Genomic DNA, 23542 nt, shown 5'->3' on the forward strand with positions numbered 1-23542 from the left:
CGCGGAATCGTCCTGACGAGTGGCCTTCGCGGCGTCCGCACGACGGATCCGCGCGGTACTCCGAGGTACGCGAGGGGCTCCCGGGACGGGATCAAGAGGTTCCTACGAGGCGGGGGCGGGCCCCGAGTCGTAGTGATCCACAAGGCAGGCAATAGGGTGGCACCCGTGAAGGTCCTCGTCATCGGCGGCGGCGCCCGCGAACACGCCCTGTGCCGCTCCCTGTCCCTCGACCCCGACGTCACCGCGCTGCACTGCGCCCCCGGCAACGCCGGGATCGCCGAGGTCGCCGAGGTGCACACCGTCGACGCCCTGGACGGCGCGGCCGTCGCGGAGCTCGCCGCGTCGCTGCGCGCCGACCTGGTGGTGGTCGGCCCGGAGGCGCCCCTGGTCGCCGGGGTCGCCGACGTGCTGCGCGAACGCGGCGTCCCGGTCTTCGGCCCGTCCGCGCGGGCGGCCGTGCTGGAGGGGTCCAAGGCCTTCGCCAAGGACGTCATGGCCGCCGCGAACGTCCCCACCGCCCGCAGCTACGTCTGCACCACCCCCGCCGAGATCGACGAGGCCCTGGACGCCTTCGGCGCCCCCTACGTCGTCAAGGACGACGGCCTCGCCGCCGGCAAGGGCGTCGTCGTCACCTCCGACCTGGCGGCCGCCCGCGAGCACGCGCTGGCCTGCGGCCGCGTGGTGATCGAGGAGTTCCTGGACGGCCCCGAGGTCTCCCTCTTCGCCATCACCGACGGCGAGACGGTCCTGCCCCTGCAGCCCGCCCAGGACTTCAAGCGCGCCCTCGACGCGGACGAGGGCCCGAACACCGGCGGCATGGGCGCCTACTCCCCGCTGCCCTGGGCCGACCCCAAGCTGGTCGACGAGGTGCTGCAGACCGTTCTGCAGCCGACCGTGGACGAGCTCCGCCGCCGCGGCACGCCCTTCTCCGGCCTGCTCTACGCCGGGCTGGCGATCACCTCGCGCGGCGTACGGGTCATCGAGTTCAACGCCCGCTTCGGCGACCCGGAGACCCAGGTCGTCCTGGCCCGGCTGAAGACGCCGCTGGCCGGGGTGCTGCTGAACGCGGCCACCGGCAACCTCGCCGCCCAGCCGCCGCTGCGCTGGAGCGAGGGCGCCGCCGTGACGGTCGTCATCGCCTCGCACAACTACCCGGACACCCCGCGCACGGGCGACGTGATCGAGGGCCTGGCCGAGGCGGCCGGGGTCGACAAGGCGTACGTGCTCCACGCGGGCACCGCGCTGGACGCCGAGGGCCGGGTGGTCAGCGCCGGCGGCCGCGTGCTGTCCGTGACGGCGACCGGCAGCGACCTGAGCGCCGCCCGGACCCGCGCGTACGAGGCGGTCTCGCGCATCCGCCTGGACGGCTCGCACCACCGCACGGACATCGCGGCCAAGGCGGCGGCGGAGGCCTGAGCCGCCGCGGGACGCCGGCCGCACGGCGCCGGGCGGGCCGGGATCCGGGGCGTGGCCCCGGACAGGCCCATCCGGCGGCCTCCGCGCAGAGGCTTTGCCCAAAGCCATTCCATCGAGTGACCGCTTGCCCAACCGGCTGACGCACGCCCGTCCCCCAACTAGGGTGCGGCGAAGGCCGACTGCTGTGCATCCGGCAACTGGCCCACCGGCATTGCGATGTCAGAGGCCGGTGCCACAGTGGGGGAGGTACGCAACACACCTCGGCAGAGCACTACAGGCAACTGGGGGTGATCGGTCTCGTGGCAGGTCCGGAAACAGGCGCGCTGACCGCGCGCGCCAGAGCCCTCGCCGTGCTGCGTGTGCGCAGCGCCGCGCTGGCCGTCGCCCTGGTGCCGGCGGCGGCCGCCGTCGTGCTGGCCGCGGGCTCCGCCATGGGCCGGATTCCCGCGGGCGGCGCCGTGGACGTCCTCCGTCCGGCGGTCACCGCCGCCGCCCTGCTGACCCTGGCGCTGGCCGCCGGGGTGGCCATGGTCGTCGCCCGGGCGCGGCCGGCCCTCAGCCCCACCGTCCCGATCCCCGAGGAGACGGCCCCCGACCTCTACCGCCTGGTGCGCGACCTGGCCGAGCGGCTGGAGGTCCCGGCGCCCTCCGCCATAGCGCTCACCCCCGACTGCGACAGCTGGCTGGAGGACCGTACGCATCCGGCGCACGCCCCGCCGCGCGAGCGCCTGCGGCTGCGCAGGCGGGCCGGGGCCGCGCCCGTCCTGGTGATCGGCTCGCCGTTCCTGTGGTGGATGCGCGTCGCCGAGCTGCGCGCCCTGCTGGCCCCGGTGGTGGCGGGCACGGGCCCGGCCGCCCACCCCGACATAGCCGCCGCCCGTCGCTTCGTCCGGGGCCTGGACGCCGCCGTGGCCGTCGCGGCGAGCAGGCCCCTCCTCGCGTTCGTCGGCTGGGTCGCCCGGCTGCTGCTGCGCTCCTGCCGCGACCACGCGGCCGAGATGGAGCGCGGAGTGGCCGCCGCCGCCTCCGAGCGCGCCCAGACCGTGGACTACGGCCTGCGCATCGTCGCCCAGGAGCAGGTCGGCCTGGCCTACGCCGGCTGGGACCGGCTGCTGAACCGCGTGGCGCTGCCCGCCTGGCGGATGGGCCGCTGGCCCTCCCGGCTGGACGCGGGCGTCGTCTCCGCGCTCACCGAGCTGTCCCGGCGCGACCGGCTGGCGGAAGGCTTCGCCTCCCGGCTGGGCGAGCGGCCCGCCTGCGATCTGCTGGAGGAGCCCGGCCTCATCGACGAGGCCGCGTCCCTGCTGGCCGCCCGGCTCTTCCACGGCGGCCCGGCCCAGCCCGGCCCCGACTGGTCGCCGGTCGCCTGGAGCCAGTACGCGGACGAGGTCGTGGACCGCAAGTGGCGGCTGGAGGCCGCCCGGCTGCACCGCGTCCTCGACGACATCGCCGCCTGCGGCGCCGTGCCGGGCGCCCTGTCCGGCGCGCGCAGCGGCCCCGCGCAGGACGCCGTGCCGGCCGCGCCGACGGTCGCCCGCATCCTCGAGCGCCTCACCGGCCCGGCGGGCAGCGGGGTGGGGGAGGAGCTGGAGGTACGGCTCAGCGCCGAGGTGGCGCGCGAGGCGGCCCAGGAGGAGCGCGCGGCCGAGCGGGGCGCGTTCGGCGCGGCGGCCGGGTCGTGGGTCGACGGGCTCGCGCCGCTGTTCCCGCTGCAGCCGCCGCGCAGCGGCCGGGAGCTGCTGGCCGACCATGTGACGGCCATGGTCTGCTGCGCGGCCGTGGACACCGCCGGTGCCGTTCCCGGCCTGGACTGGCTGGACGGCCCGGCCCTGCTGGTCGGCGGCGCCCGCCGCGCCGACCTGACCCGTACGGTCCTGAGCCTGATCGAGGACGGCGACGGGGAGCCGTTGCGCGCCTGGCTCGGCGAGGTCGGGGTCCGCCCCGAGAAGCCGGTCCGACTGATGTGATCAGCAGCAGGTGACCGAGAGTGACGCCGTAACGCTCCGTAGGGGCCGAGCCATCACTTCCGGGGAATTTCCTGACGAACGGTGACAAGCCGCACGCGTCGTGTGATCTGCTGGGAATCTGCTGGGAAACCGAAAAGGTATGCGGGGGCCTAGGGGAGGGAGCACACATGGGGACGGATCAGATCCGCCGCTGGGAATCCGGTGCACTCGCGCACGCCGTTTCGGACCCCTTCGGCCAGGGCCCACTGCCCTGGCTGCGCGGCGGCGAGTACTACTTCGACGGCACCGGCCAGATCATCCCCTGGTACGTGGACCCGGTGACGACCACCGCGGCCGGCACCCGCGTCCCACCGCCCCGCAGACCGGGCCCCCGCGCCGCCGACGACGTCCACTGCCAGATCAAGGGCTTCGCCTCCGCCAGCTCCGTCGCCCCCGGCGAGGCCCTGGACTTCCGGATCACCGTGGACCCGCCCCAGCAGTTCGGCGTCGACGTCTACCGCATCGGCCACTACGGGGGCGTCGGAGCCGCCAAGGTCACCACCAGCCCCCGGCTCTCCGGCATCGTCCAGCCGCCGCCGCTGACCGTGGACCGCACGGTCTCCTGCCACCACTGGTGGCTCTCCTGGCGGCTGCAGATCCCCAGCTTCTGGAGCACCGGCGCCTATGTGGCCGTGCTGACCACCACCGACGGCTACCGCAGCCACATCCCGTTCACCGTGCGCGACAGCGGCCCCGCCGATCTGCTGCTCGTCCTGCCCGACATCACCTGGCAGGCCTACAACCTCTACCCCGAGAACGGCCGCACCGGCGCGAGCCTCTACCACGCCTGGGACGAGGACGGCCGGCTCCTCGGCGAGGCCGACGCGGCCACCACGGTCTCCTTCGACCGCCCCTACGCGGGCGCCGGCCTGCCGCTGCACGTCGGCCACGCCTACGACTTCATCCGCTGGGCCGAGCGCTACGGCTACAGCCTCGCCTACGCCGAGACCCGCGACCTGCACGCCGGGCGAATCGATCCGGCGCGCTACCGCGGCCTGGTCTTCCCCGGCCACGACGAGTACTGGTCGGCCCCCATGCGCCGCGCCGTCGAGGACGCCCGCGACTGCGGCACCTCGCTGGTCTTCCTCTCCGCCAACACCATGTACTGGCAGGTCGAGCTCGCCCCCTCGCCCGCGGGCCCCGACCGCCTGCTGACCTGCCGCAAGCGCCGCGGCCCCGGCCGCTCCGCCCTCTGGCGCGAGACGTCGCCCCCCGAGCAGCAGTTGCTCGGCATCCAGTACGCGGGCCGCGTCCCGGAGCCCGCCCCCATGGTCGTCCGCAACGCCGACCACTGGCTGTGGGAGGCCACCGGCGCCGGCGAGGGCGACGAGCTGCCCGGCCTCGTCGCGGGCGAGGCCGACCGCTACTTCCCCCGTACGGCCCTGCCCGAGCACACCCGTCGCATCCTGCTCGCCCACTCCCCGTACAAGGACAGCGAGGGCGCCACGCGCCACCAGGAGACCTCGCTCTACCGCGCCCCCAGCGGCGCCCTCGTCTTCGCCTCCGGCACCTTCGCCTGGTCCCCGGCCCTGGACCGGCCCGGCCATGTCGACGCCCGCGTCCAGCGGGCCACGGCCAATCTCCTGGACCGCATCTGCAAACGCGTCTGACCCCTCGCGGGAGCCCGGCGGACCGGTACGGCAGAATCGAGGTGCTTGGACAAACCACCAGGAGGCCCGTGTGTCCGGATTCGTCGAGAAGCCCAAACCCGTCGAGGTGCCGGGGCTGACGCACCTGCACACGGGCAAGGTCCGCGACCTGTACCGCGACGAGGCCGGCCGGCTGGTGATGGTCGCCAGCGACCGCATGTCCGCCTACGACTGGGTGCTGCCCACCGAGATCCCCGACAAGGGCCGCGTCCTCACCCAGCTCTCCCTGTGGTGGTTCGACCGGCTCACGGACCTGGCCCCCAACCACGTCCTGTCCACCGACCTGCCGCCCGGCGCCCCCGCCGACTGGGCCGGCCGCACCCTGATCTGCCGCTCCCTGGACATGGTCCCGGTCGAGTGCGTCGCCCGCGGCTATCTGACCGGCTCCGGCCTCGCCGAGTACCGCGAGACCCGCACCGTCTGCGGCCTCGCCCTCCCCGAGGGCCTCACCGACGGCTCCGAGCTGCCCTCCCCGATCTTCACCCCGGCCACGAAGGCCGAGGTCGGCGAGCACGACGAGAACGTCTCCTACGAGGAGGTGGCCCGCCAGGTCGGCGCGGAGACCGCCGCCCTGCTCCGCCAGTCCACCCTCGCCGTCTACAGCCGCGCCCGCGACATCGCCCGCGACCGGGGCATCATCCTCGCCGACACGAAGTTCGAGTTCGGCCACGCGGAGGGCGGCGAGCTGGTCCTCGCCGACGAGGTGCTCACCCCGGACTCCTCCCGCTTCTGGCCGGCCGACACATGGGAGCCGGGCCGCGCCCAGCCCTCCTTCGACAAGCAGTTCGTCCGCGACTGGCTCACCTCCCCGGCCTCCGGCTGGGACCGCACGGCGGAACAGCCCCCGCCGCAGCTCCCGGAGGAGATCGTGGACCGCACGCGAGCGAAGTACATCGAGGCGTACGAACGCCTGACGGGCCAGAAGTGGTCCTGACCGGCAACCCACCCGCCCAGCCATAAGAGCCCTCTCAGACACCGTCTGCCAGGGTGGGGGCACCGGCACAAGATCCCCCACCCCCCGGAGGCCCGATGGGCGAGCCGTCCGTACTCGTCGTGGACGACGACCCCGACGTCAGGGCCGCCGTCGTCGACGGCCTGGCCGTCGAGGGCTACACGGTCCGCTCCGCGGCCGACGGACTCGAGGCCCTCTCCGCCGTCGCCGCCGCACAGCCCGCCGCCATCGTGCTGGACCTGGCCATGCCCGTCCTCGACGGCCTCGCCGTCTGCCGCCGGCTGCGCGAACTCGGCGACCGCACGCCCGTGCTCGTCCTCACCGCCCGCGACGCCGTCTCCGACCGCGTCGCGGGCCTGGACGCGGGCGCCGACGACTACCTCGTCAAACCCTTCGCCCTGGACGAGCTCCTGGCCCGCCTGCGCGCCCTGCTGCGCCGCGCGGCACCGCCCGAAACGTCGGCGGCGGACGTCGAGTTGAGGTTCGCCGACCTCACGGTCGACCCCCTCACGCGCACCGGCGAGCGCGCCGGCGTCGCCCTGGAGTTCACCCGTACCGAGTTCGCGCTGCTGGAGGTGTTCCTGCTCCACCCCGGCCAGGTCCTGCCGCGCGAGCTGATCCAGGAACGGGTCTGGGGCACCGACTTCGGCCCGGAGTCCAACTCCCTCGCCGTCTACATCGGCTACCTGCGGCGCAAGCTGGAGGCGGGCGGCGCGCCCCGCCTCGTCCACACCGTGCACGGCGTCGGCTACCAGCTGGCGGAACGATGAGCCCGGTCCGGGGCCTGCGCCGCAGGCTGCTGGGCCGCAGGCCCCTGCGGGCCCGGCTGGCCATGGTCACCGCCGCCGCCGTCGCGCTCGTGGCACTCGGCGTCCTGGCCGCCGCCTACGTCGTCATCCGCTACGAGCTCGTGCGCCAGCTCGACCTCCAGCTCAAGCAGCAGGCCGGGATCATCGCCCAGCAGGCCCACGGCGGCGCCGACAAGGGCGTCCTGTTCAACCAGTGCGTCTGGCGGGCCGCCCCCGCCTGCGCCCAGATCGTCCCCGCCGACCCGGCCGCCCCCGGCCAGGAGGACCTCGTCCTGCCCGTCACCGGCGCCGCCCGCCAGGTCGCGGCCGGCCGGCTCGGCCCGTACTACAGCGACATCACCCACGACGGCCAGCCCATGCGGATGTTCACCATCCGGCTGCAGGACAAGAAGAACCGGGCCCTGCAGGTGGCCGCCCGCTCCGACACCGTCGACATGGGCGTACGCCAGGCCGGGATGTACCTCGGCGCGGTCGGCGCGGTCGGCGTCCTCCTCGCCGCGGTGCTCGGCTACGCCGCCTCCCGCACCTCCCTGCGCCCCGTCACCCGCCTCACCGCCACCGCCGAACGCATCGCCGCCACCCGCGACCCCGCCCACCGCATCGAACTGCCCCCCTATGAAGCGCGCCGCCAGGACGAGATCACCCGCCTCGCCACCAGCTTCAACACCATGCTCGGCGAGCTGGAGGAGGCCGTCGCCGCCCAGCGCCGCCTCGTCGCCGACGCCTCGCACGAGCTGCGCACCCCGCTCACCGCGCTGCGCACCAACGCCGAGCTCCTCGCCCGCGCGGACCGGCTCTCCGCCGCCCAGCGCGAACGGGCCTCGGACGCCCTGGGGCGCCAGCTGCGCGAGGTGACCGGCATGGTCAACGACCTGATCGAGCTCGCCCGCGACGAGGAACCCCAGCCGCTGGTCGAACAGGTCCGGCTGGACCGCCTCACCGAGCGCTGTGCGGACGTCGCCCGCGGCCACTGGCCGGCCACGGTCTTCACCGTGGACGTGACGGAGGTCACCGTTGCGGGGGTGCCGGCCCGGCTGGCCCGGCTGCTGTCCAACTTGCTCGACAACGCCGCCAAGTTCAGCCCGCCCGGTGCGATGGTGGAGGTCCGCCTGGTCCGCACGGACGGCGGAGTGGACCTCACCGTCCGCGACCACGGCCGGGGCATCGCCACCGAGGACCTGCCCTACGTCTTCGACCGCTTCTACCGCTCCCGCCAGGCCCGGGCCCTGCCCGGCTCCGGCCTGGGGCTCGCCATGGCCCGCCAGATCGCCCGCGCCCATGGCGCCGAGCTCACGGCCGAGCAGGCCGATACCGGCGGCGCCCGCTTCCGCCTGCGCTTCCCGGCCGACGGGCGCTAGCAACGCCGAAGGCCCCGGTCGTTCCCGACCGGGGCCTTCGTTCTCTGAGCGGACGACGAGACTCGAACTCGCGACATCCACCTTGGCAAGGTGGTGCTCTACCAACTGAGCTACGTCCGCATTCGCCCCGCGCTTTCGTGCGGTGCGGGAACCACTATAGCCAACCCTGGGAGCGTGCGATGCGCGCCGCCGCGTGACGGTTCTCCGCGCCGAGCTTCAGCGCGGCCGCCGAGAGGTAATTGCGGACCGTCCCCGGCGTCAGCGAGGCCCGCTTGGCGATCTCCGCGATGGACGCGCCGTCCTCGGCCAGCTCCAGCAGTTCCGCCTCGCGCGCCGTGAGCGGGGAGTCGCCCGCACTGATCGCATCCGCCGCCAACTCCGGGTCCACATAGCGGCTTCCGGCGTGCACGGCCCGGATGATCTCGGCCAGCCGCCGGGCCGACACCGTCTTCGGTACGAACCCGCGCACCCCCGCCTCCAGCGCCCGCTTCAGATGCCCCGGTCTGCCATGGCCTGTCACGATCATGGTCCGGCATCCGGGCAGTTCGGCCCGCAGCGATGTGGCCACCATCACACCGTCCGCCCCGGGCATCTGAAGATCCAGCACCGCCACGTCCGGCCGGTGCGCCCTCGCCATCGCCAGCGCCTCGGTCCCCGAAGCCGCCTCCGCCACGACATGGAGATCGTCCTCCAGCCCCAGCAGCGCGGCGACCGCGCCACGGATCAGATGCTCGTCGTCCGCGAGCAGGATCCGCACGGGCCCACCCCCCTCGTTCCCGCTCATGCCTTCTCCCCCTCCGGTCCGGCCGCCATCCCGGCGGCCACGGGCACGGACTCCCGCTCCGCGACACCGCCCCCGTCCGCCCCCTCGGCCCGGCCTCCTGCCCCCGCCAGTGCAATGCTCGCCGTCAGCCGGAACGTGCGGTGCGAGCGCTGCTCGGACACCAGCGTGCCGCCCAGCCCCGCCAGCCGCTCCCGCAGCCCCGCCAGCCCCGAGCCGCCCCCGGCCCCGGCAGCCGGACCGCTCCCGGAGGCGCGGCGCACGCCGTCGTTCTCCATGAGCAGCACCGCCACCCCCTCCACGACCCGCAGCCGCACCGCGCAGCGGCTCGCCTCCGCATGTCGCAGAACGTTCGTCGTCCCCTCACGGACCACCCACGCCAGCGCCGACTGCACCGCCGACGGCAGCTCCGCCCCCACCGAGTCGGTGATGCGGCACTCGATGCCCGCGGCCGCCAGCACTCCCCGCGCACCGGCCAGTTCCGTGTGCAGATCGGCCTCGCGGTAGCCGCGCACGACCTCCCGCAACTCCCGCTGCGACTCCCGCGCTATCCGCTGCACCTCGTCCATCTCGTCCAGCGCCGCCGCCGAACCGCGCCGCGACAGCTGCGTGGCCAGCTCGCTCTTGAGCGCGATCACCGCAAGGTTCCGGCCGAGCACATCGTGCATGTCGCGCGAGAACCGCAGCCGCTCCTCCGCCACCGCCAGCCGCGCCTGGGTGCCCCGAGCGGCCTCCACCTCCCACATCACGGCGAGGAACCAGGCGGAGGCACGCACCGCCGTCATGCTCCACATCCCCAGCAGGAACAGCAGCACCGCCACCGTGACCGTCCCGACCGGACCGCTGCCCGTCAGCGCCACCCCGGCCGCCGCGACCACCCCCGCCCCCGCACAGCCGGCCATGTAGGTGCGGATCCGGCGGGTGAGCAGGCAGTACGAACCGAAGGTCACCAGCCCGGCATGCAGCAGCACCGTCGAGTTCGCGGTGATATGCGACATCCCGTCGCGGCGCACCTGGATCACGAACACCGTCAGGGTGAGCGTGAAGATGACCGCACTCACGGCCAGCTCCCACCAGGGCGCCGACCGCTTGCGCAGATAGTGGTCCAGCGAGCGCCGGATGAGTCTCATCCCCTGCGCGCACTGCAGGAAGCACAGGCTCAGCAGCAACCAGACCAGCGCCGGGACGCCCCCGGGCTCGGGCAGCCACGCGAGGCAGTTGAGCACCGGAAACAGCCACGGCACTCCGTACAGCGTCCACCGCGTATAGCTGTCCACCTGGGCCACCTTGCTCCGGCCCCGCCACTCCCTCATCCGTGACCGCACCACCACGCGCCCGCCCGCCCCCTCGTCCGCCCCAGCAACCCCGGTCGACGCCTTCAGCGCCTCGGTTCCCAGCGGAACCACCGGCGTACAGCAAACACGCCCAGCCCCGCCCAGGCCAAAGCGGTCCCGAGGGCCCGCAGCGCCTCGCCCGCGCCCATCCCGCCCAGCCAGCCGCCCCGCATCAGCTCGACCACCGGCGTCAACGGCAGCAGCCGGCATGCCCCGGCGAGCCCGTCCGGCATGATCTCCACCGGTATGAACAGCCCCGAGCCCAGCAGCGAGAGCACCATCAAGGGCATCGTCACCAGCTGAGCGCTCTCCACGGTCTTCGCCCAGCCGGCGGTCACGGCGGCGAGGGCGACGCTGAGCACGACGCCCAGCAGCAGCCCGGCCAGCAACAGATCGGGCCGGGCGACCGCCCGCAGGCCCAGCAGACTCACACCGGCCACCACCAGCACCGCGCACTGGGCCAGCGCCACCCCCACCGCGGGCAGCGCGGCCCCGGTCAATATCTCCGCGTCCCCCGCCTCGCCCGTACGCAGCCGCTTGAGCACCAGCTCCTCACGCCGGGCTACATAGGCGCTGACCAGGTTCTGGTAGACGGCGAAGAGCAGGATGTAGCCGAAGGCCCCCGTTATCGACACTTCCTTGAGCGACATCCCGGACGCGCCGAGGTCCAGGTCATCGAGAGACCGCTGCATGGCGGCCACCATCGTCACCGGCATCAGCAGCGCGATGTACAGCGCCATCCTGTTCCGCCCGAGCAGGGTCAGCTCCGCCCGCCCCAGCGCCAGCACCCGTGTGACCGCCATCACTTGCCGCTCCCCGAAACCAGTGCCGCAGCCGGACCGGCCGGCCCGGCATCCGCCCCCGCTATCGCCAGGAACGCCTCCTCCAGCGACGCCGTCCGCGCGTCGAGCTGCTCCAGCTCCACGGACTGCTCCCGTGCCCACAGCAGCAGCCCCGTCAGCGTCCGCTGCAACTCCCGGGTCTGGAGCTCTATCCGCCCGTGCGTCTCCTCGTGCCGGGTCACCCCCAGCTCGGCCAGCGGCGGCAGGTCCCCGACGAACCAGCCCACCGGCATCGCGAAGCGGATCCGCGCCGGATACGTCCCGATCACCTCGGCCGCCGTCCCGGACGTCACGATCCGCCCCTCCCGCATGATCGCCAGCCGGTCGGCCAGCGCCTCGGCCTCCTCCAGATAGTGCGTGGTGAGCAGCACCGTCGTGCCCTCCTCGCGCAGCTGCCGCACCAGCTCCCAGGTGTGGTGCCGCGCCTGGGGGTCCAGGCCGGTCGTCGGCTCGTCGAGGAAGAGCACCTCGGGCCGCCCGAGCAGCGCCAGCGCCAGGTCCAGCCGCCGCCGCTCGCCGCCGGAGAGCTGCTTGACCCGCACATCCCGGCGGCCGGCGAGCCCCACCAGCTCCAGGGCCTCGGCCACGGGCCGCGCCCCGGTCGTGCACCCCGCCCACATCAGCACGGTCTCGGCCGCGGTGAGCCCGGAGGGAAAGCCCCCTTCCTGGAGCATCACCCCCGTGCGGGGCCGCACCGCGCCCCGCTCCTCGTACGGATCGTGGCCCAGCACCCGCACCCGGCCCTCCGTCGGCCGGGCCAGGCCCTCCAGCAGCTCGACCGTGGAGGTCTTGCCCGCTCCGTTCGTCCCCAGCAGCGCGAACACCTCGCCGCGCCGCACGGTGAAGGACACGCCCCGCACCGCCTCGAAGCCCTCGTCCCCGGACGTGCCGTACCGCCGGCGCAGCCCTGAGACCTCGATCACACTCTCCCCGAATCCCATGGTTCAAGGCTCCCGGCGGATCCCGCCCCGGGTCAGTGCGGCCTGTCATGACTTCGCATGACGAATGTCAGCAGGCCCGGCCGCCAACAACGCCGAAGGCCCCGGTCGTTCCCGACCGGGGCCTTCGTTCTCTGAGCGGACGACGAGACTCGAACTCGCGACATCCACCTTGGCAAGGTGGTGCTCTACCAACTGAGCTACGTCCGCATGTCTCCGACCGACGGCTTCTCGAAGAGAGGCGCCACCGGGCGGTGCGTGCATCACTCTACCTGATCCACTGACGTGGTCGGTAAGCGATGAGAGCGGGTGACAGGAATCGCACACTGCGCCTCCCCCTTGGAAAGGGGGCGCTCTACTACTGAGCTACACCCGCGCGTCCATCCGCACCGGCCACTGACGTGGCCGACCGAACGGTGAGAGCGGGTGACAGGAATCGCACACTGCGCCTCCCTCTTGGAAAGAGGGCGCTCTGCTACTGAGCTACACCCGCGCGTCCATCCGTACCGACCACTGATGTGATCGAACGAACGGTCAGAGCGGGTGACAGGAATCGCACACTGCGCCTCCCCCTTGGAAAGGGGGCGCTCTACTACTGAGCTACACCCGCATGACCCCGAAGTTCCGGCCCGTTTCCGCGCCTTGCCCCTCGGTGTGATCCAGACTCTAGCTGATCATCCGGGGTGCTTGGCAAGTCGCCCGGGAAGCCCGGGCGGAACGCGGGGGTCCGCAGGGGAGGGAACGCCCGCACCGGCCCCCCGTCCCTGCTCCCCCCAGCCGTTCCCGCCCCGGCCCCGGCCCGGCGGGCGGCCCGGCCTCAGCCGGCCGCGTTGAACGCCTCGTAGACCTTCTTGGGGATGCGGCCGCGCGGCGGCACCTCCATGCCGTTCGAGCGGGCCCAGGCCCGCACCGCCGCCGGGTCGGGCGCCACGGCCGTGCGCCGGTAGACCTTGCCCGAGCGGGACTGCTTGCGGCCGGCCTCCACGTAAGGCGCGAGGACGCCCCGCAGTTTCTTCGCATTGGCAGTGTTCAGGTCGATCTCGTACGACTTGCCGTCGATCCCGAAGATGAGGGTCTCCGCGGCTTCCCCGCCGTCCATGTCGTCGGAGAGTGTGACCACTACGCGCTGCGCCACGGAAATCGGTCCTTTCGGCCAGTATCACCGCTTTGACCTGCGGTGACGTGAGGGTTGCGGTTGTTCTCGGTCAATACTTATTCATTTGTACAACAAAGGGCAATGCATGGTGAAGCCCAGTTAATTCCGTCCGTGCGCCTCATCGCAATCACGACGGTGCGATCTTCCGGTCTTTTTCCCGAACTTTTCCACCGGCTCCGCATGCCTCCGGGTAAACACGAAGGATAAGCCCAGCATATCTATGCGCGTAGATTTTTGGGGACTGTACTCTGACATCACCGCTTCAGCTCACGCACCACACACCGGGAGTGCCAGTGGCACGCGTCGTAGTCGACGTCATGCTCAAGCCGGAGATCCTCGACCCGCAGGGCCAGGCGGTGCAGCGCGCGCTGCCACGCCTGGGTTTCGAGGGGATCGCCGACGTCCGTCAGGGCAAGCGCTTTGAACTCGAGGTGGAGGGACCGGTCGACGACGCCGCCCTCGCCCGAATCCACGAGATGGCGGAAACGTTTCTCGCCAACACCGTGATCGAGGACTTCACCGTGAAGGTCGACGGGGAGGTCCGCGAGACCGCCGGAGAAGCACAGTGACCGCTCGCGTAGGAGTCATCACCTTCCCCGGCACCCTGGACGACCGCGACACCCAGCGCGCCGTCCGGATCGCCGGGCTCGAGCCCGTGCCGCTCTGGCACCGCGACAAGGACCTCAAGCAGGTCGACGCCGTGGTCCTGCCCGGCGGTTTCTCCTACGGCGACTACCTGCGGGCGGGCGCCATCTCCCGCTTCTCGCCGGTGATGGAGACCGTCATCGAGCAGGCCAAGGGCGGCATGCCGGTCCTCGGCATCTGCAACGGCTTCCAGGTGCTCACCGAGACCCACCTGCTGCCCGGCGCGATGCTGCGCAACAACCACCTGCACTTCATCTGCCGCGACCAGAAGCTCCGCGTCGAGAACGCGGACACCGCCTGGACGGCCGACTACGAAGCGGGCCAGGAGATCTCCGTCCCGCTGAAGAACATCGACGGCCGCTACGTGGCCGACGAGCGCACCCTCGACGAGCTCGAGGCCGAGGGCCGCGTCGCCTTCCGGTACCTCGACGTCAACCCCAACGGCTCGCTCCGCGACATCGCCGGCATCACCAACGCCGCCGGCAACGTCGTGGGCCTGATGCCGCACCCCGAGCACGCCGTCGAGCCCCTCGTCGGCACCGGCCGCACGGACGGGCTCGGATTCTTCACCTCGATCCTGAAGAAGCTGGTCAACGCATGAGCCTCGACACGGTCAAGCACGCAAACGAAACGCCCGACGTCGACCAGCCCTGGGCCGAACTGGGCCTCAAGCAGGACGAGTACGAGCGCATCCGCACCATCCTCGGCCGCCGTCCCACCGGCGCCGAGCTCGCGATGTACTCCGTCATGTGGTCCGAGCACTGCTCGTACAAGTCCAGCAAGGTCCACCTGCGCCAGTTCGGCGAGAAGGCCCCCGAGAACGACGCCCTCCTCGTCGGCATCGGCGAGAACGCCGGCGTCGTCGACGTCGGCCAGGGCTACGCGGTCACCTTCAAGGTCGAGTCGCACAACCACCCCAGCTACATCGAGCCCTACCAGGGCGCGGCCACCGGCATCGGCGGCATCGTCCGCGACATCCTCGCCATGGGCGCCCGCCCCGTCGCCGTCATGGACCCGCTGCGCTTCGGCGCCGCGGACCACCCCGACACCAAGCGCGTCCTGCCGGGCGTCGTCGCGGGCATCGGCGGCTACGGCAACTGCCTGGGCCTGCCCAACATCGGCGGCGAGGTCGTCTTCGACTCCTGCTACCAGGGCAACCCGCTGGTCAACGCCCTGTGCGTGGGCGTGATGAAGCACGAGGACATCCACCTCGCCAAGGCCTCCGGCGCCGGCAACAAGGTCATCCTCTACGGCGCCCGCACCGGCGGCGACGGCATCGGCGGCGTGTCCGTCCTGGCCTCCGAGACGTTCGACGACTCCAAGCCCACCAAGCGCCCCGCCGTCCAGGTCGGCGACCCCTTCCAGGAGAAGCTCCTCATCGAGTGCACCCTGGAGATCTTCCGCGAGGACCTCGTCGACGGCATCCAGGACCTCGGCGGCGCCGGCCTGTCCTGCGCCACCAGCGAGCTGGCCAGCGCCGGCTCCGGCGGCATGCGCGTCGAACTCGACCGCGTGCACCTGCGCGACGCGACGCTCTCGCCCGAGGAGATCCTCATGAGCGAGTCGCAGGAGCGCATGTGCGCGATCGTCGAGCCCGGCAAGGTCGACCGCTTCCTCGAGATCTGCGAGAAGTGGGACGTCATCGCCACCGTCATCGGTGAAGTCACCGACGGCGAACGGCTGGAGATCTTCTGGCACGGCGAGCAGATCGTCGACGTCCCGCCGCGCACCGTCGCCCACGAGGGTCCGGTCTACGAGCGCCCGTACGCCCGTCCGGACTGGCAGGACGCCCTCCAGGCCGACGACGCGAACAAGCTCGCCCGCCCGCAGACCCCCGAGGAGCTGCGCGCGCAGGTCCTGAAGGTCGTCTCCTCCCCGAACCAGGCCTCCAAGTCCTGGATCACCGACCAGTACGACCGGTTCGTGCAGGGCAACACCGTGCTCGCCCAGCCCGAGGACTCCGGCATGGTCCGCGTCGACGAGGACACCAACCTCGGTGTCGCCGTCGCCACGGACGGCAACGGTCGCTACGCCAAGCTCGACCCGTACGCGGGCGCCCAGCTCGCGCTCGCCGAGTCGTACCGCAACGTGGCCGCCACCGGCGCCCGCCCGCTGGCCATCTCCAACTGCCTGAACTTCGGTTCGCCCGAGGACCCGGCCGTCATGTGGCAGTTCGCCGAGGCCACCCGCGGCCTCGCCGACGGCTGCCTGACGCTGGGCACCCCGGTCACCGGCGGCAACGTCTCGCTCTACAACCAGACCGGCGAGACCGCCATCCACCCGACCCCCGTGGTCGCGGTGCTGGGTGTCATCGACGACGTCAACCGCCGTACGCCGATGGCGTTCTCCGAGGAGGGCCACCTGCTGTACCTCCTGGGCGACACCAAGGAGGAGCTGGGCGGTTCGGCCTGGTCGCAGGTGGTCCACGACCACCTCGGCGGGCTCCCGCCGGCCGTCGACCTCGACCGCGAGAAGCTGCTGGCCGAGATCCTGATCGCCGCCTCCCGCGACGGCATGATCGACGCGGCGCACGACCTCTCCGACGGCGGCCTGATCCAGGCGCTGGCCGAGTCGTGCCTGCGCGGCGGCAAGGGTGCCCGGATCGTCGTGCCCGACGGCCTGGACCCCTTCGTCCTCCTCTTCTCCGAGTCCGCCGGCCGCGCGGTCGTCGCCGTTCCGCGCAGCGAGGAGCTGCGCTTCGGCGACATGTGCGGCGCGCGCGGGCTGCCCGCGACCCGCATCGGTGTCGTCGACGGCGAAGAGATCGACGTCCAGGGACAGTTCACCCTCCCGCTGGCGGAGCTGCGCGAGGCGCACGAAGCCACGATCCCGGCGCTGCTCGCGTAGTGCCGAATCCGTAACTCCCGTCACGGATACGGGTGGGCTCGACGGCGGCCATGGCCATTGAGTCCGTTGGGCCCACCCGAAGCCTGGCCAAGGATTAGGCTCGCGCCATGCCTCCAGCACCGCGCAAGCCCCGCGTTCGCAGTTACGACCCCGCAAAGGTGCGGGCCGCCCTGGAAGGGCAGGTCCGGGCCGTACGGGACGTCGTCGACACGGTGTGCGCGGAGCCGGACGCGCGGGCGCTGCTCGCCACGCGCACCCGGCTGGGGGAGTGGACGGTCAGGGAGCTGATCGTCCACCTGGTCGGCGTGTTGGAGCTGTTGCCGCACCGTCTCGCGGAGCCGGGGCGGCTGCCCGCACGGGCGGAGGCCGGGCTTCTCGACTACGTGGCGGGCCTCGCCTCGAGGGCATCCGCGGTCGCGGACGACACGGCGGCGGGAGCCGCGGAGTTCGCCGAAGCGGATCCCAAGTCCGTGGCGGACAGGTTCGATCAGGCCGCCGGGAAGCTGCTCGGCGCCCTCGCCGAAGCCGACTCCGCCGCGCTGGTCCCGACGTCCTTCGGGGCCATGACGGTGGCCGATTTCATGGTGACCCGACTGGTGGAAACCGTGGTGCACGGCGATGACTTGGCGGATGCCACGGGCGTCGCCGTCCGCCACGACCGGCAGGCCCTCGCGGCCGTCACCCGGCTGCTCGCCGACGCCCTCGCGGCCAAGGCCCCCGGCGGCTCCGTGGAGGTCCGCATTCCGCCGTTCGCGGTGGTCCAGTGCGTGGCCGGACCCAAGCACACCCGCGGTACGCCGCCCAATGTCGTGGAGACCGATCCGCTCACCTGGATCCGCCTGGCCACGGGCCGTGCGGACTGGTCCACGGCCCTGGCGGACGCCGCCGTGACGGCCAGTGGCGAGCGCGCCGACATTTCCGGGCAACTTCCTCTGCTCACCTGAGCGAACGGTTTGCCCGCTCACCTGAGCGAACAGTAATTCGGCGGCCCTTTGCGCGGGTTTTCCATGCCACGAATAGGTGATTCACCGTGGCCGCCGAGTTGCTGTCCGTGGAGTGTGCCAATCGCCACTCTTCCCCGGTTCGGATGAACCTCATCCCTGCCATAGACTCAAGGTGTGCCTCGTGGTGACGGACGACTCAACCACGACCTGCTTCCCGGCGAAAAGGGCCCCCAGGACGCTTGTGGCGTCTTCGGTGTCTGGGCTCCGGGTGAAGAGGTCGCCAAACTCACCTATTTCGGGCTGTATGCGCTGCAGCACCGTGGACAGGAGTCCGCGGGCATCGCGGTGAGCAACGGCTCCCAGATCCTCGTTTTCAAGGACATGGGACTGGTTTCCCAGGTCTTCGACGAAACTTCCCTCGGTTCCCTTACGGGCCATATCGCGGTCGGCCACGCCCGCTACTCCACCACCGGAGCCTCGGTGTGGGAGAACGCGCAGCCGACCTTCAGGGCGACGGCCAACGGCTCCATCGCCCTGGGCCACAACGGGAACCTGGTCAACACCGCCGAGCTGGCCGAGATGGTCGCCGCGCTCCCCCGGGAGAACGGCCGTGCCAACCAGGTCGCGGCGACCAACGACACGGACCTGGTCACGGCCCTGCTGGCCGGCCAGACCGACGACGACGGCAAGCCGCTGACGATCGAGGAAGCCGCCACCAAGGTGCTCCCGAACGTCAAGGGCGCCTTCTCGCTCGTCTTCATGGACGAACACACGCTGTACACCGCCCGTGACCCGCAGGGCATCCGCCCGCTGGTGCTGGGCCGGCTGGAGCGCGGCTGGGTGGTGGCCTCCGAGACGGCCGCCCTGGACATCTGCGGCGCGACCTTCGTCCGCGAGGTCGAGCCCGGCGAGCTCGTCGCCATCGACGAGAACGGCGTCCGCAGCAGCCGCTTCGCCGAGGCCCGCCCCAAGGGCTGTGTCTTCGAGTACGTCTACCTCGCGCGCCCCGACACCGACATCGCGGGCCGCAACGTCTACCTCTCCCGCGTGGAGATGGGCCGCCGGCTCGCCGCCGAGGCCCCGGTGGAGGCGGACCTGGTGATACCGACACCGGAGTCCGGCATCCCGGCCGCGGTCGGCTACGCGGAGGCCAGCGGCATTCCGTACGGCACGGGCCTGGTCAAGAACTCCTACGTCGGCCGGACCTTCATCCAGCCCAGCCAGACCATCCGCCAGCTCGGCATCCGGCTCAAGCTCAACCCGCTCAAGGAAGTCATCCGCGGCAAGCGCCTGGTGGTCGTCGACGACTCCATCGTCCGCGGCAACACCCAGCGCGCCCTGGTGAAGATGCTGCGCGAGGCCGGGGCCGCCGAGGTCCACGTGCGGATCTCGTCGCCGCCGGTGAAGTGGCCGTGCTTCTTCGGCATCGACTTCGCCACCCGGGCCGAGCTGATCGCCAACGGCATGTCGGTCGAGGAGATCGGCAGGTCGCTGGGCGCGGACTCGCTGGCGTACATCTCCCTCGAAGGCATGGTCGAGGCGACCACCATCGCCAAGCCGAACCTGTGCCGCGCCTGCTTCGACGGCGAGTACCCGATGGAGCTGCCCGACCCCGAGCTGCTGGGCAAGCAGCTGCTGGAGACCGAGCTGGCCGGTGGCACGGACGCCGCCGACGCGCTCCGTCGCCCGTAACGCCTCCGTAGTACCGAACGACACGAAAGATCTCAAACTGATGTCTGAGACCACTGGTGCCAGCTACGCAAGCGCGGGCGTCGACATCGAGGCCGGCGACCGCGCCGTCGAGCTGATGAAGCAATGGGTGAAGAAGGCCACCCGCCCCGAGGCCGTCGGCGGCCTCGGCGGCTTCGCCGGCCTCTTCGACGCCAGTGCCCTCAAGCGGTACGAGCGCCCCCTCCTGGCCTCCGCCACCGACGGCGTCGGTACGAAGGTCGACATCGCCCGCCGCATGGGCGTCTACGACACCATCGGCCACGACCTGGTCGGCATGGTCGTGGACGACCTGGTCGTCTGCGGCGCCGAGCCGCTGTTCATGACCGACTACATCTGCGTCGGCAAGGTCTACCCCGAGCGCGTCGCCGCGATCGTCAAGGGCATCGCCGAGGGCTGTGTCCTCGCGGGCTGCGCGCTGGTCGGCGGCGAGACCGCCGAGCACCCTGGGCTGCTCGGCGCGGACGAGTTCGACGTGGCCGGCGCCGGTACGGGCGTGGTCGAGGCGGACCGGCTGCTGGGCGCGGATCGTATCCGTACGGGTGACGCCGTCATCGCGATGGCCTCGTCCGGACTTCACTCGAACGGGTACTCACTGGTCCGCCATGTGCTCTTCGAGCGGGCCGGCTGGGAGCTGGACCGAGAGGTTCCGGAGTTCGGCCGCACGCTCGGCGAGGAGCTCCTGGAGCCCACGAAGATCTACTCGCTGGACTGCCTGGCCCTCACCCGTACGGCGGAGGTGCACGCCTTCTCGCACATCACCGGCGGCGGGCTCGCCAACAACCTGGCCCGGGTCGTCCCGGACCACCTCCACGCGAGCGTGGACCGCTCGACGTGGGCGCCCGGCGCGGTCTTCGACCTGGTCGGCCAGGTCGGCTCGGTCGAGCGCCACGAGCTGGAGAAGACCCTGAACATGGGCGTCGGCATGATCGCCGTCGTGCCCCAGGAGTCGGTCGACGTGGCGCTGGCGACCTTCGCGGACCGGGGTGTGGAGGCCTGGGTGGCCGGTGAGGTCACCGAGCGCGGCGACCGCGCGGAGGCCGTGACCCTGACCGGTGACTACAGCAGCTGACCTGCGCAAAGAGACTGCCCGGAGCGATCGGCTCCGGGCAGTCTCCAGGCAGCACAGAACCCGGTCCGGGGCGATGCCCCGAACCGGGTCGGTGAAAAGCTATGGCGTCAAGCGCGGCGACGGTAGGAAGACTGGGGCTGCTCGGACGACTGCTCGTCCTCGTCCTCGTCGTCGTTGTAACGACTCGCGTACTGAGCGTACGGGTCGTCGTCCAGCTCATCGTCCTTTTCGAGCGGCTCGCTGTTCGGCGGCTGCTTCGTCGGCGATGCGCCCAGCTCATTGGCCAGACGTGAGAGGTCGGTCCCGCCGCTGTTGTACTTCAGCTGGCGGGCGACCTTTGTCTGCTTGGCCTTGGCCCGGCCGCGCCCCATGGCTCGACCCCCTCATTGACGGGGCTCGACGGCCCCAGAGTCTTGACACGCGTTCACGTTCATGAGTCAGAGCGGACCCCTGTGAAGGTGTCCGGCCTGTAGAGCTTCAACGGTACCTGCTTCCGCGGCCATACGGTACGTCGCCCGCATGACGTGCCACGCAGCAGAACCGACGAGGAGCCCTGTACTCGCTGGTCAGCTGCGATTTTAACGTGTCCTGGGCGCCGACCCGCCGAGGGGTGGTGAGAGATCTCTCGTTCACCACCTCCCGGTGGCGCTTCTGTGGGGATCCGCCGGGCCCCGCGCCGCCACCCGGCCGGGCGACACGCATCACCCGGCCGGGTGAAAGGGGTGCGGAGCGTGACGGGACCCGCCGCCCGACTACCGGCTCGCGACGATCGCGGCCCGTGCCTCGGCCATGCGCTGCTCGGCGAGCCGGTCGGCCGCCGCGGCCGGCGGGATGCCGTCCGCCTTCGCCCGGTCGAATATCGCCAAGGTCGTGTCGAAGATCTTCGTCGCCTGGGCCTTCGCCCGGTCGAAGTCGAAACCGTGCAGCTCATCGGCGACCTGGATCACCCCACCGGCGTTCACCACATAGTCCGGGGCGTAGAGGATGCCGCGGTCGGCCAGGTCCTTCTCCACGCCCGGGTGGGCGAGCTGGTTGTTGGCCGCGCCGCAGACCACGGTCGCGGTGAGCGCGGCCACCGACGCGTCGTTCAGGGCGCCGCCGAGGGCGCAGGGGGCGTAGACGTCGAGCGGGGTGCGGATGAGCACCTCGGCGTCGGTCACGGCGGTGACCCGCGGGTGGCGGGCGACGATCCGCTCGACCGGCTCGGCCCGGACGTCGGTGATCACGACCTCCGCGCCGTCCTCGACGAGATGGTCCACCAGGTGGTGGCCGACCTTGCCGACGCCCGCGACGCCGACCCGGCGGCCGCGCAGCGTCGGCTCGCCCCACTGGGTCTGCGCGGCCGCCCGCATGCCCTGGAAGACGCCGAAGGCGGTGAGCACCGAGGAGTCGCCGGCGCCGCCGTGCTCGGGCGAGCGGCCCGTGGTCCAGTGGTTCTCGCGGGCGACGACGTCCATGTCCTGTACGTACGTGCCGACGTCGCACGCGGTGACGTAGCGCCCGCCGAGAGAGGCGACGAACCGGCCGTACGCGAGCAGCAGTTGTTCGGTCTTGATCAGATCGGGGTCGCCGATGATCACAGCTTTTCCGCCGCCGTGGTCGAGTCCCGCCAGGGCGTTCTTGTACGACATGCCGCGCGAGAGGTTCAGCGCGTCCCGCACCGCCTCCTCGTCGGAGGCGTAGGGGTAGAACCGGGTGCCGCCGAGGGCCGGGCCCAGGGCGGTGGAATGGATGGCGATGACGGCCTTGAGGCCGCTCTCCTGGTCCTGGCAGAGCACGACCTGCTCGTGGCCGCCCTGGTCCGATCGGAACAGGGTGTGCAGCACGCCGCCGTCGGCGTCGGAGGTGGGACGTACGTCAGTCACGGTGGTGACTCCATATGTCGCGGAGGTCGCCCTCCGAGGGGTGGTGGAGGGCCGGTTGCCCAAGAGGGTAAGACCTGCCGTCCCGCCGTATCCGTCCCGTGCCGAGGATCACTCTCCCGGGCTCCGGCGCCATGGGACGATTCGGTCAGTATGGGGAGGGGCGCCCGCAACTCCCTGGGGGTGACCTACGGCTTGAGGGAGCGAGCGTGGGCGTGGCGTCATCGGTGACCGTCCCGTACGCGGCGTACCTACGGGTCTACGAGCCGCTGGGCGCCTTCCCCGAGCCGGAACGCTCGCACTGGGCCCGCTACGCGCGCCGACCGGTGCTGCCCGGCGCCCAGGACGAGCTGCGCCGGTCGCTGGCCGACCTGCTGCCCACCCCGCCCGTGCCGGTGCCGGTGCACGAGAGCGGCGACGCCTTCGTCGCGGTCGTGGACGGCGTCGTGTGCGTCTGTCCGTGGCGGACGAGGCTGCGGGGCTGGCTGGCGCTGGAGGAGCTGACCGAGCGGTTCCCGGCGCCCGTCCTGGACGCGGTGCTGCCGCCCGTCGTACGCCGCCAGGCGCAGGCGGACCACGAGCGCTGGGCGGAGCGCAACCCCGACGCCCGGCCGTGGATCCGGACGGCCACCTGGCAGGTGCCGCTGCGCTGGTTCGTGCTCTTCTGCGACGAGGAGCGCGAGCACGGCAAGGGCGAGCCCGGGGCGGACGGGGCGGAGGGGCCGCTGCTGCGCTACCGCACGCCCATGGTCCAGGCCCGGCGGCGGGTGGCGCGGGGGCTGCGCACGCTGCGGGACGCGATCGAGGAGGGACCGCTCATCGACGGGCTGGTCGATGTGGGGCGATGGCTGGAAGAGTTTCATCCGCGCTCCCTGGTGGAGCTCGACTACGGCGGACTTGTGCATATGGTTCCCGAGGCACAGCTGGCCGAGGATCACTCCGCCGCCGACACGGCGGAGGGGCTGGCGGCGCTGCGGGCGGGAGACGGAGTGCGGGCCGGTGAGGCGTACGAGCGGCTGACGGAGCGTTGGAGGACGGTCCGCGACCGTCAGTTCGCGAACTGACCCGGCGGTGCCGGCCGGCCGTGAGGGCGGGTCAGGGACCTAGGTCCCGATCCGGGCTATTAGCGGCAACCGTGATCTAACGCACTTACGTAAGGTCTTGCGCCGATCGCCCACCCTCGTGGCAAAATAGGACAAGGAG

Annotated in this window: 20 protein-coding genes and 5 tRNA genes; 13 read left to right on the top strand and 12 right to left on the bottom strand. The window is 72.0% G+C overall.

The features are described from left to right. Positions 1–165 precede the first annotated feature (165 nt). The 6 genes from purD (at position 166) to AB0G59_RS19870 (ending at position 8190) form a co-directional block, all read left to right on the top strand. Positions 166–1416: a phosphoribosylamine--glycine ligase gene (gene purD / locus AB0G59_RS19845; protein ID WP_360913258.1), complete on the top strand. Its 1251-nt coding sequence runs from the start codon at positions 166–168 to the stop codon at positions 1414–1416. A gap of 290 nt (positions 1417–1706) precedes the next feature. Beyond that, positions 1707–3383 carry a hypothetical protein gene (locus tag AB0G59_RS19850; RefSeq protein ID WP_360913342.1) on the top strand — a complete coding sequence of 559 codons (1677 nt, stop codon included), beginning with the start codon at positions 1707–1709 and terminating at the stop codon, positions 3381–3383. Between the two features lie 167 nt (positions 3384–3550). Next, positions 3551–5032, top strand: a complete 1482-nt coding sequence (locus tag AB0G59_RS19855) for a N,N-dimethylformamidase beta subunit family domain-containing protein (protein ID WP_360913260.1) — start codon at positions 3551–3553, stop codon at positions 5030–5032. A gap of 70 nt (positions 5033–5102) precedes the next feature. Continuing rightward, positions 5103–6005, top strand: a complete 903-nt coding sequence (locus AB0G59_RS19860; protein WP_360913262.1) for a phosphoribosylaminoimidazolesuccinocarboxamide synthase — start codon at positions 5103–5105, stop codon at positions 6003–6005. Positions 6006–6100: 95 nt separating this feature from the next. Beyond that, positions 6101–6793 carry a response regulator transcription factor gene (locus AB0G59_RS19865; RefSeq protein ID WP_071965788.1) on the top strand — a complete coding sequence of 231 codons (693 nt, stop codon included), beginning with the start codon at positions 6101–6103 and terminating at the stop codon, positions 6791–6793. Next, entirely contained in the window at positions 6790–8190 is a 1401-nt protein-coding gene (locus AB0G59_RS19870; protein WP_360913264.1) for a HAMP domain-containing sensor histidine kinase, read from the top strand. Before AB0G59_RS19865 ends, AB0G59_RS19870 begins: the two co-directional genes overlap by 4 nt. Positions 8191–8237: 47 nt before the next feature. Here AB0G59_RS19870 and AB0G59_RS19875 read toward each other — a convergent pair. The 10 genes from AB0G59_RS19875 to AB0G59_RS19920 all read right to left on the bottom strand — a co-directional run bounded on the left by AB0G59_RS19875 (position 8238) and on the right by AB0G59_RS19920 (position 13220). Beyond that, positions 8238–8310: transfer RNA gene (locus tag AB0G59_RS19875), tRNA-Gly, on the bottom strand. 34 nt (positions 8311–8344) lie between these two features. Beyond that, a complete protein-coding gene (locus tag AB0G59_RS19880) occupies positions 8345–8974 on the bottom strand; it encodes a response regulator transcription factor (protein ID WP_360913266.1) in 630 nt (209 codons plus the stop codon). Then, complete coding sequence (locus AB0G59_RS19885; RefSeq protein WP_360913268.1) at positions 8971–10248, bottom strand: histidine kinase; 1278 nt, start codon at positions 10246–10248, stop codon at positions 8971–8973. The genes AB0G59_RS19880 and AB0G59_RS19885 overlap by 4 nt, the downstream gene beginning before the upstream one ends. A 101-nt stretch (positions 10249–10349) precedes the next feature. Then, complete coding sequence (locus AB0G59_RS19890; RefSeq protein WP_360913270.1) at positions 10350–11108, bottom strand: ABC transporter permease; 759 nt, start codon at positions 11106–11108, stop codon at positions 10350–10352. Continuing rightward, positions 11108–12088: an ABC transporter ATP-binding protein gene (locus AB0G59_RS19895; RefSeq protein ID WP_360913272.1), complete on the bottom strand. Its 981-nt coding sequence runs from the start codon at positions 12086–12088 to the stop codon at positions 11108–11110. Before AB0G59_RS19895 ends, AB0G59_RS19890 begins: the two co-directional genes overlap by 1 nt. 134 nt (positions 12089–12222) lie before the next feature. Then, positions 12223–12295, bottom strand: a tRNA-Gly gene (locus tag AB0G59_RS19900). Positions 12296–12389: 94 nt separating this feature from the next. Continuing rightward, positions 12390–12461, bottom strand: a tRNA-Gly gene (locus AB0G59_RS19905). Between the two features lie 45 nt (positions 12462–12506). Further along, a tRNA-Gly gene (locus AB0G59_RS19910) sits at positions 12507–12578 on the bottom strand. Between the two features lie 45 nt (positions 12579–12623). Next, a tRNA-Gly gene (locus tag AB0G59_RS19915) sits at positions 12624–12695 on the bottom strand. A gap of 207 nt (positions 12696–12902) precedes the next feature. After that, positions 12903–13220, bottom strand: coding sequence for an Lsr2 family protein (locus AB0G59_RS19920; protein ID WP_071965739.1), 318 nt, complete (start codon positions 13218–13220; stop codon positions 12903–12905). A 314-nt stretch (positions 13221–13534) separates the two neighbouring features. On the opposite strand from AB0G59_RS19920, the gene purS reads away from it, so the two are divergent. The 6 genes from purS to purM all read left to right on the top strand — a co-directional run bounded on the left by purS (position 13535) and on the right by purM (position 20477). Then, positions 13535–13810, top strand: a complete 276-nt coding sequence (gene purS, locus AB0G59_RS19925) for a phosphoribosylformylglycinamidine synthase subunit PurS (RefSeq protein ID WP_071965740.1) — start codon at positions 13535–13537, stop codon at positions 13808–13810. Next, positions 13807–14487 carry a phosphoribosylformylglycinamidine synthase subunit PurQ gene (gene purQ / locus AB0G59_RS19930; protein ID WP_360913274.1) on the top strand — a complete coding sequence of 227 codons (681 nt, stop codon included), beginning with the start codon at positions 13807–13809 and terminating at the stop codon, positions 14485–14487. Before purS ends, purQ begins: the two co-directional genes overlap by 4 nt. After that, positions 14484–16733 carry a phosphoribosylformylglycinamidine synthase subunit PurL gene (gene purL / locus AB0G59_RS19935; RefSeq protein ID WP_360913276.1) on the top strand — a complete coding sequence of 750 codons (2250 nt, stop codon included), beginning with the start codon at positions 14484–14486 and terminating at the stop codon, positions 16731–16733. Before purQ ends, purL begins: the two co-directional genes overlap by 4 nt. A gap of 107 nt (positions 16734–16840) precedes the next feature. Beyond that, complete coding sequence (locus tag AB0G59_RS19940) at positions 16841–17677, top strand: sterol carrier family protein (protein WP_360913278.1); 837 nt, start codon at positions 16841–16843, stop codon at positions 17675–17677. Between the two features lie 174 nt (positions 17678–17851). Continuing rightward, positions 17852–19369, top strand: a complete 1518-nt coding sequence (gene purF / locus AB0G59_RS19945) for an amidophosphoribosyltransferase (protein ID WP_071965744.1) — start codon at positions 17852–17854, stop codon at positions 19367–19369. 40 nt (positions 19370–19409) lie between these two features. Further along, the gene (purM, locus tag AB0G59_RS19950) at positions 19410–20477 is read left to right on the top strand and encodes a phosphoribosylformylglycinamidine cyclo-ligase (RefSeq protein ID WP_071965795.1); all 1068 of its coding nucleotides are present in this window, start codon (positions 19410–19412) and stop codon (positions 20475–20477) included. A gap of 107 nt (positions 20478–20584) precedes the next feature. Here purM and AB0G59_RS19955 read toward each other — a convergent pair whose 3' ends face one another. Together AB0G59_RS19955 and AB0G59_RS19960 are read right to left on the bottom strand one after the other, a co-directional pair. Then, the gene (locus AB0G59_RS19955) at positions 20585–20848 is read right to left on the bottom strand and encodes a DUF3073 domain-containing protein (protein ID WP_360913281.1); all 264 of its coding nucleotides are present in this window, start codon (positions 20846–20848) and stop codon (positions 20585–20587) included. 381 nt (positions 20849–21229) lie between these two features. Next, positions 21230–22342 carry a Glu/Leu/Phe/Val dehydrogenase dimerization domain-containing protein gene (locus AB0G59_RS19960; protein ID WP_360913283.1) on the bottom strand — a complete coding sequence of 371 codons (1113 nt, stop codon included), beginning with the start codon at positions 22340–22342 and terminating at the stop codon, positions 21230–21232. Positions 22343–22548: 206 nt separating this feature from the next. On the opposite strand from AB0G59_RS19960, the gene AB0G59_RS19965 reads away from it, so the two are divergent. Next, positions 22549–23403, top strand: coding sequence for a hypothetical protein (locus tag AB0G59_RS19965; protein WP_360913285.1), 855 nt, complete (start codon positions 22549–22551; stop codon positions 23401–23403). Positions 23404–23542: the final 139 nt, after the last annotated feature.

Source organism: Streptomyces sp. NPDC021096 (genome assembly GCF_040641275.1).
Taxonomy (GTDB): Bacteria; Actinomycetota; Actinomycetes; order Streptomycetales; family Streptomycetaceae; genus Streptomyces.

What these genes read in the sequence shown, in the direction of transcription:
- AB0G59_RS19855 (WP_360913260.1), top strand. Translation starts at nt 3,551, where the DNA reads ATGGGGACGGATCAGATCCGCCGCTGGGAATCCGGTGCACTCGCGCAC.
- purM (WP_071965795.1), top strand. Translation starts at nt 19,410, where the DNA reads ATGTCTGAGACCACTGGTGCCAGCTACGCAAGCGCGGGCGTCGACATC.
- AB0G59_RS19865 (WP_071965788.1), top strand. Translation starts at nt 6,101, where the DNA reads ATGGGCGAGCCGTCCGTACTCGTCGTGGACGACGACCCCGACGTCAGG.
- AB0G59_RS19880 (WP_360913266.1), bottom strand. Translation starts at nt 8,974, where the DNA reads ATGAGCGGGAACGAGGGGGGTGGGCCCGTGCGGATCCTGCTCGCGGAC.
- AB0G59_RS19870 (WP_360913264.1), top strand. Translation starts at nt 6,790, where the DNA reads ATGAGCCCGGTCCGGGGCCTGCGCCGCAGGCTGCTGGGCCGCAGGCCC.
- purL (WP_360913276.1), top strand. Translation starts at nt 14,484, where the DNA reads ATGAGCCTCGACACGGTCAAGCACGCAAACGAAACGCCCGACGTCGAC.
- AB0G59_RS19955 (WP_360913281.1), bottom strand. Translation starts at nt 20,848, where the DNA reads ATGGGGCGCGGCCGGGCCAAGGCCAAGCAGACAAAGGTCGCCCGCCAG.
- AB0G59_RS19940 (WP_360913278.1), top strand. Translation starts at nt 16,841, where the DNA reads ATGCCTCCAGCACCGCGCAAGCCCCGCGTTCGCAGTTACGACCCCGCA.
- AB0G59_RS19890 (WP_360913270.1), bottom strand. Translation starts at nt 11,108, where the DNA reads ATGGCGGTCACACGGGTGCTGGCGCTGGGGCGGGCGGAGCTGACCCTG.
- AB0G59_RS19895 (WP_360913272.1), bottom strand. Translation starts at nt 12,088, where the DNA reads ATGGGATTCGGGGAGAGTGTGATCGAGGTCTCAGGGCTGCGCCGGCGG.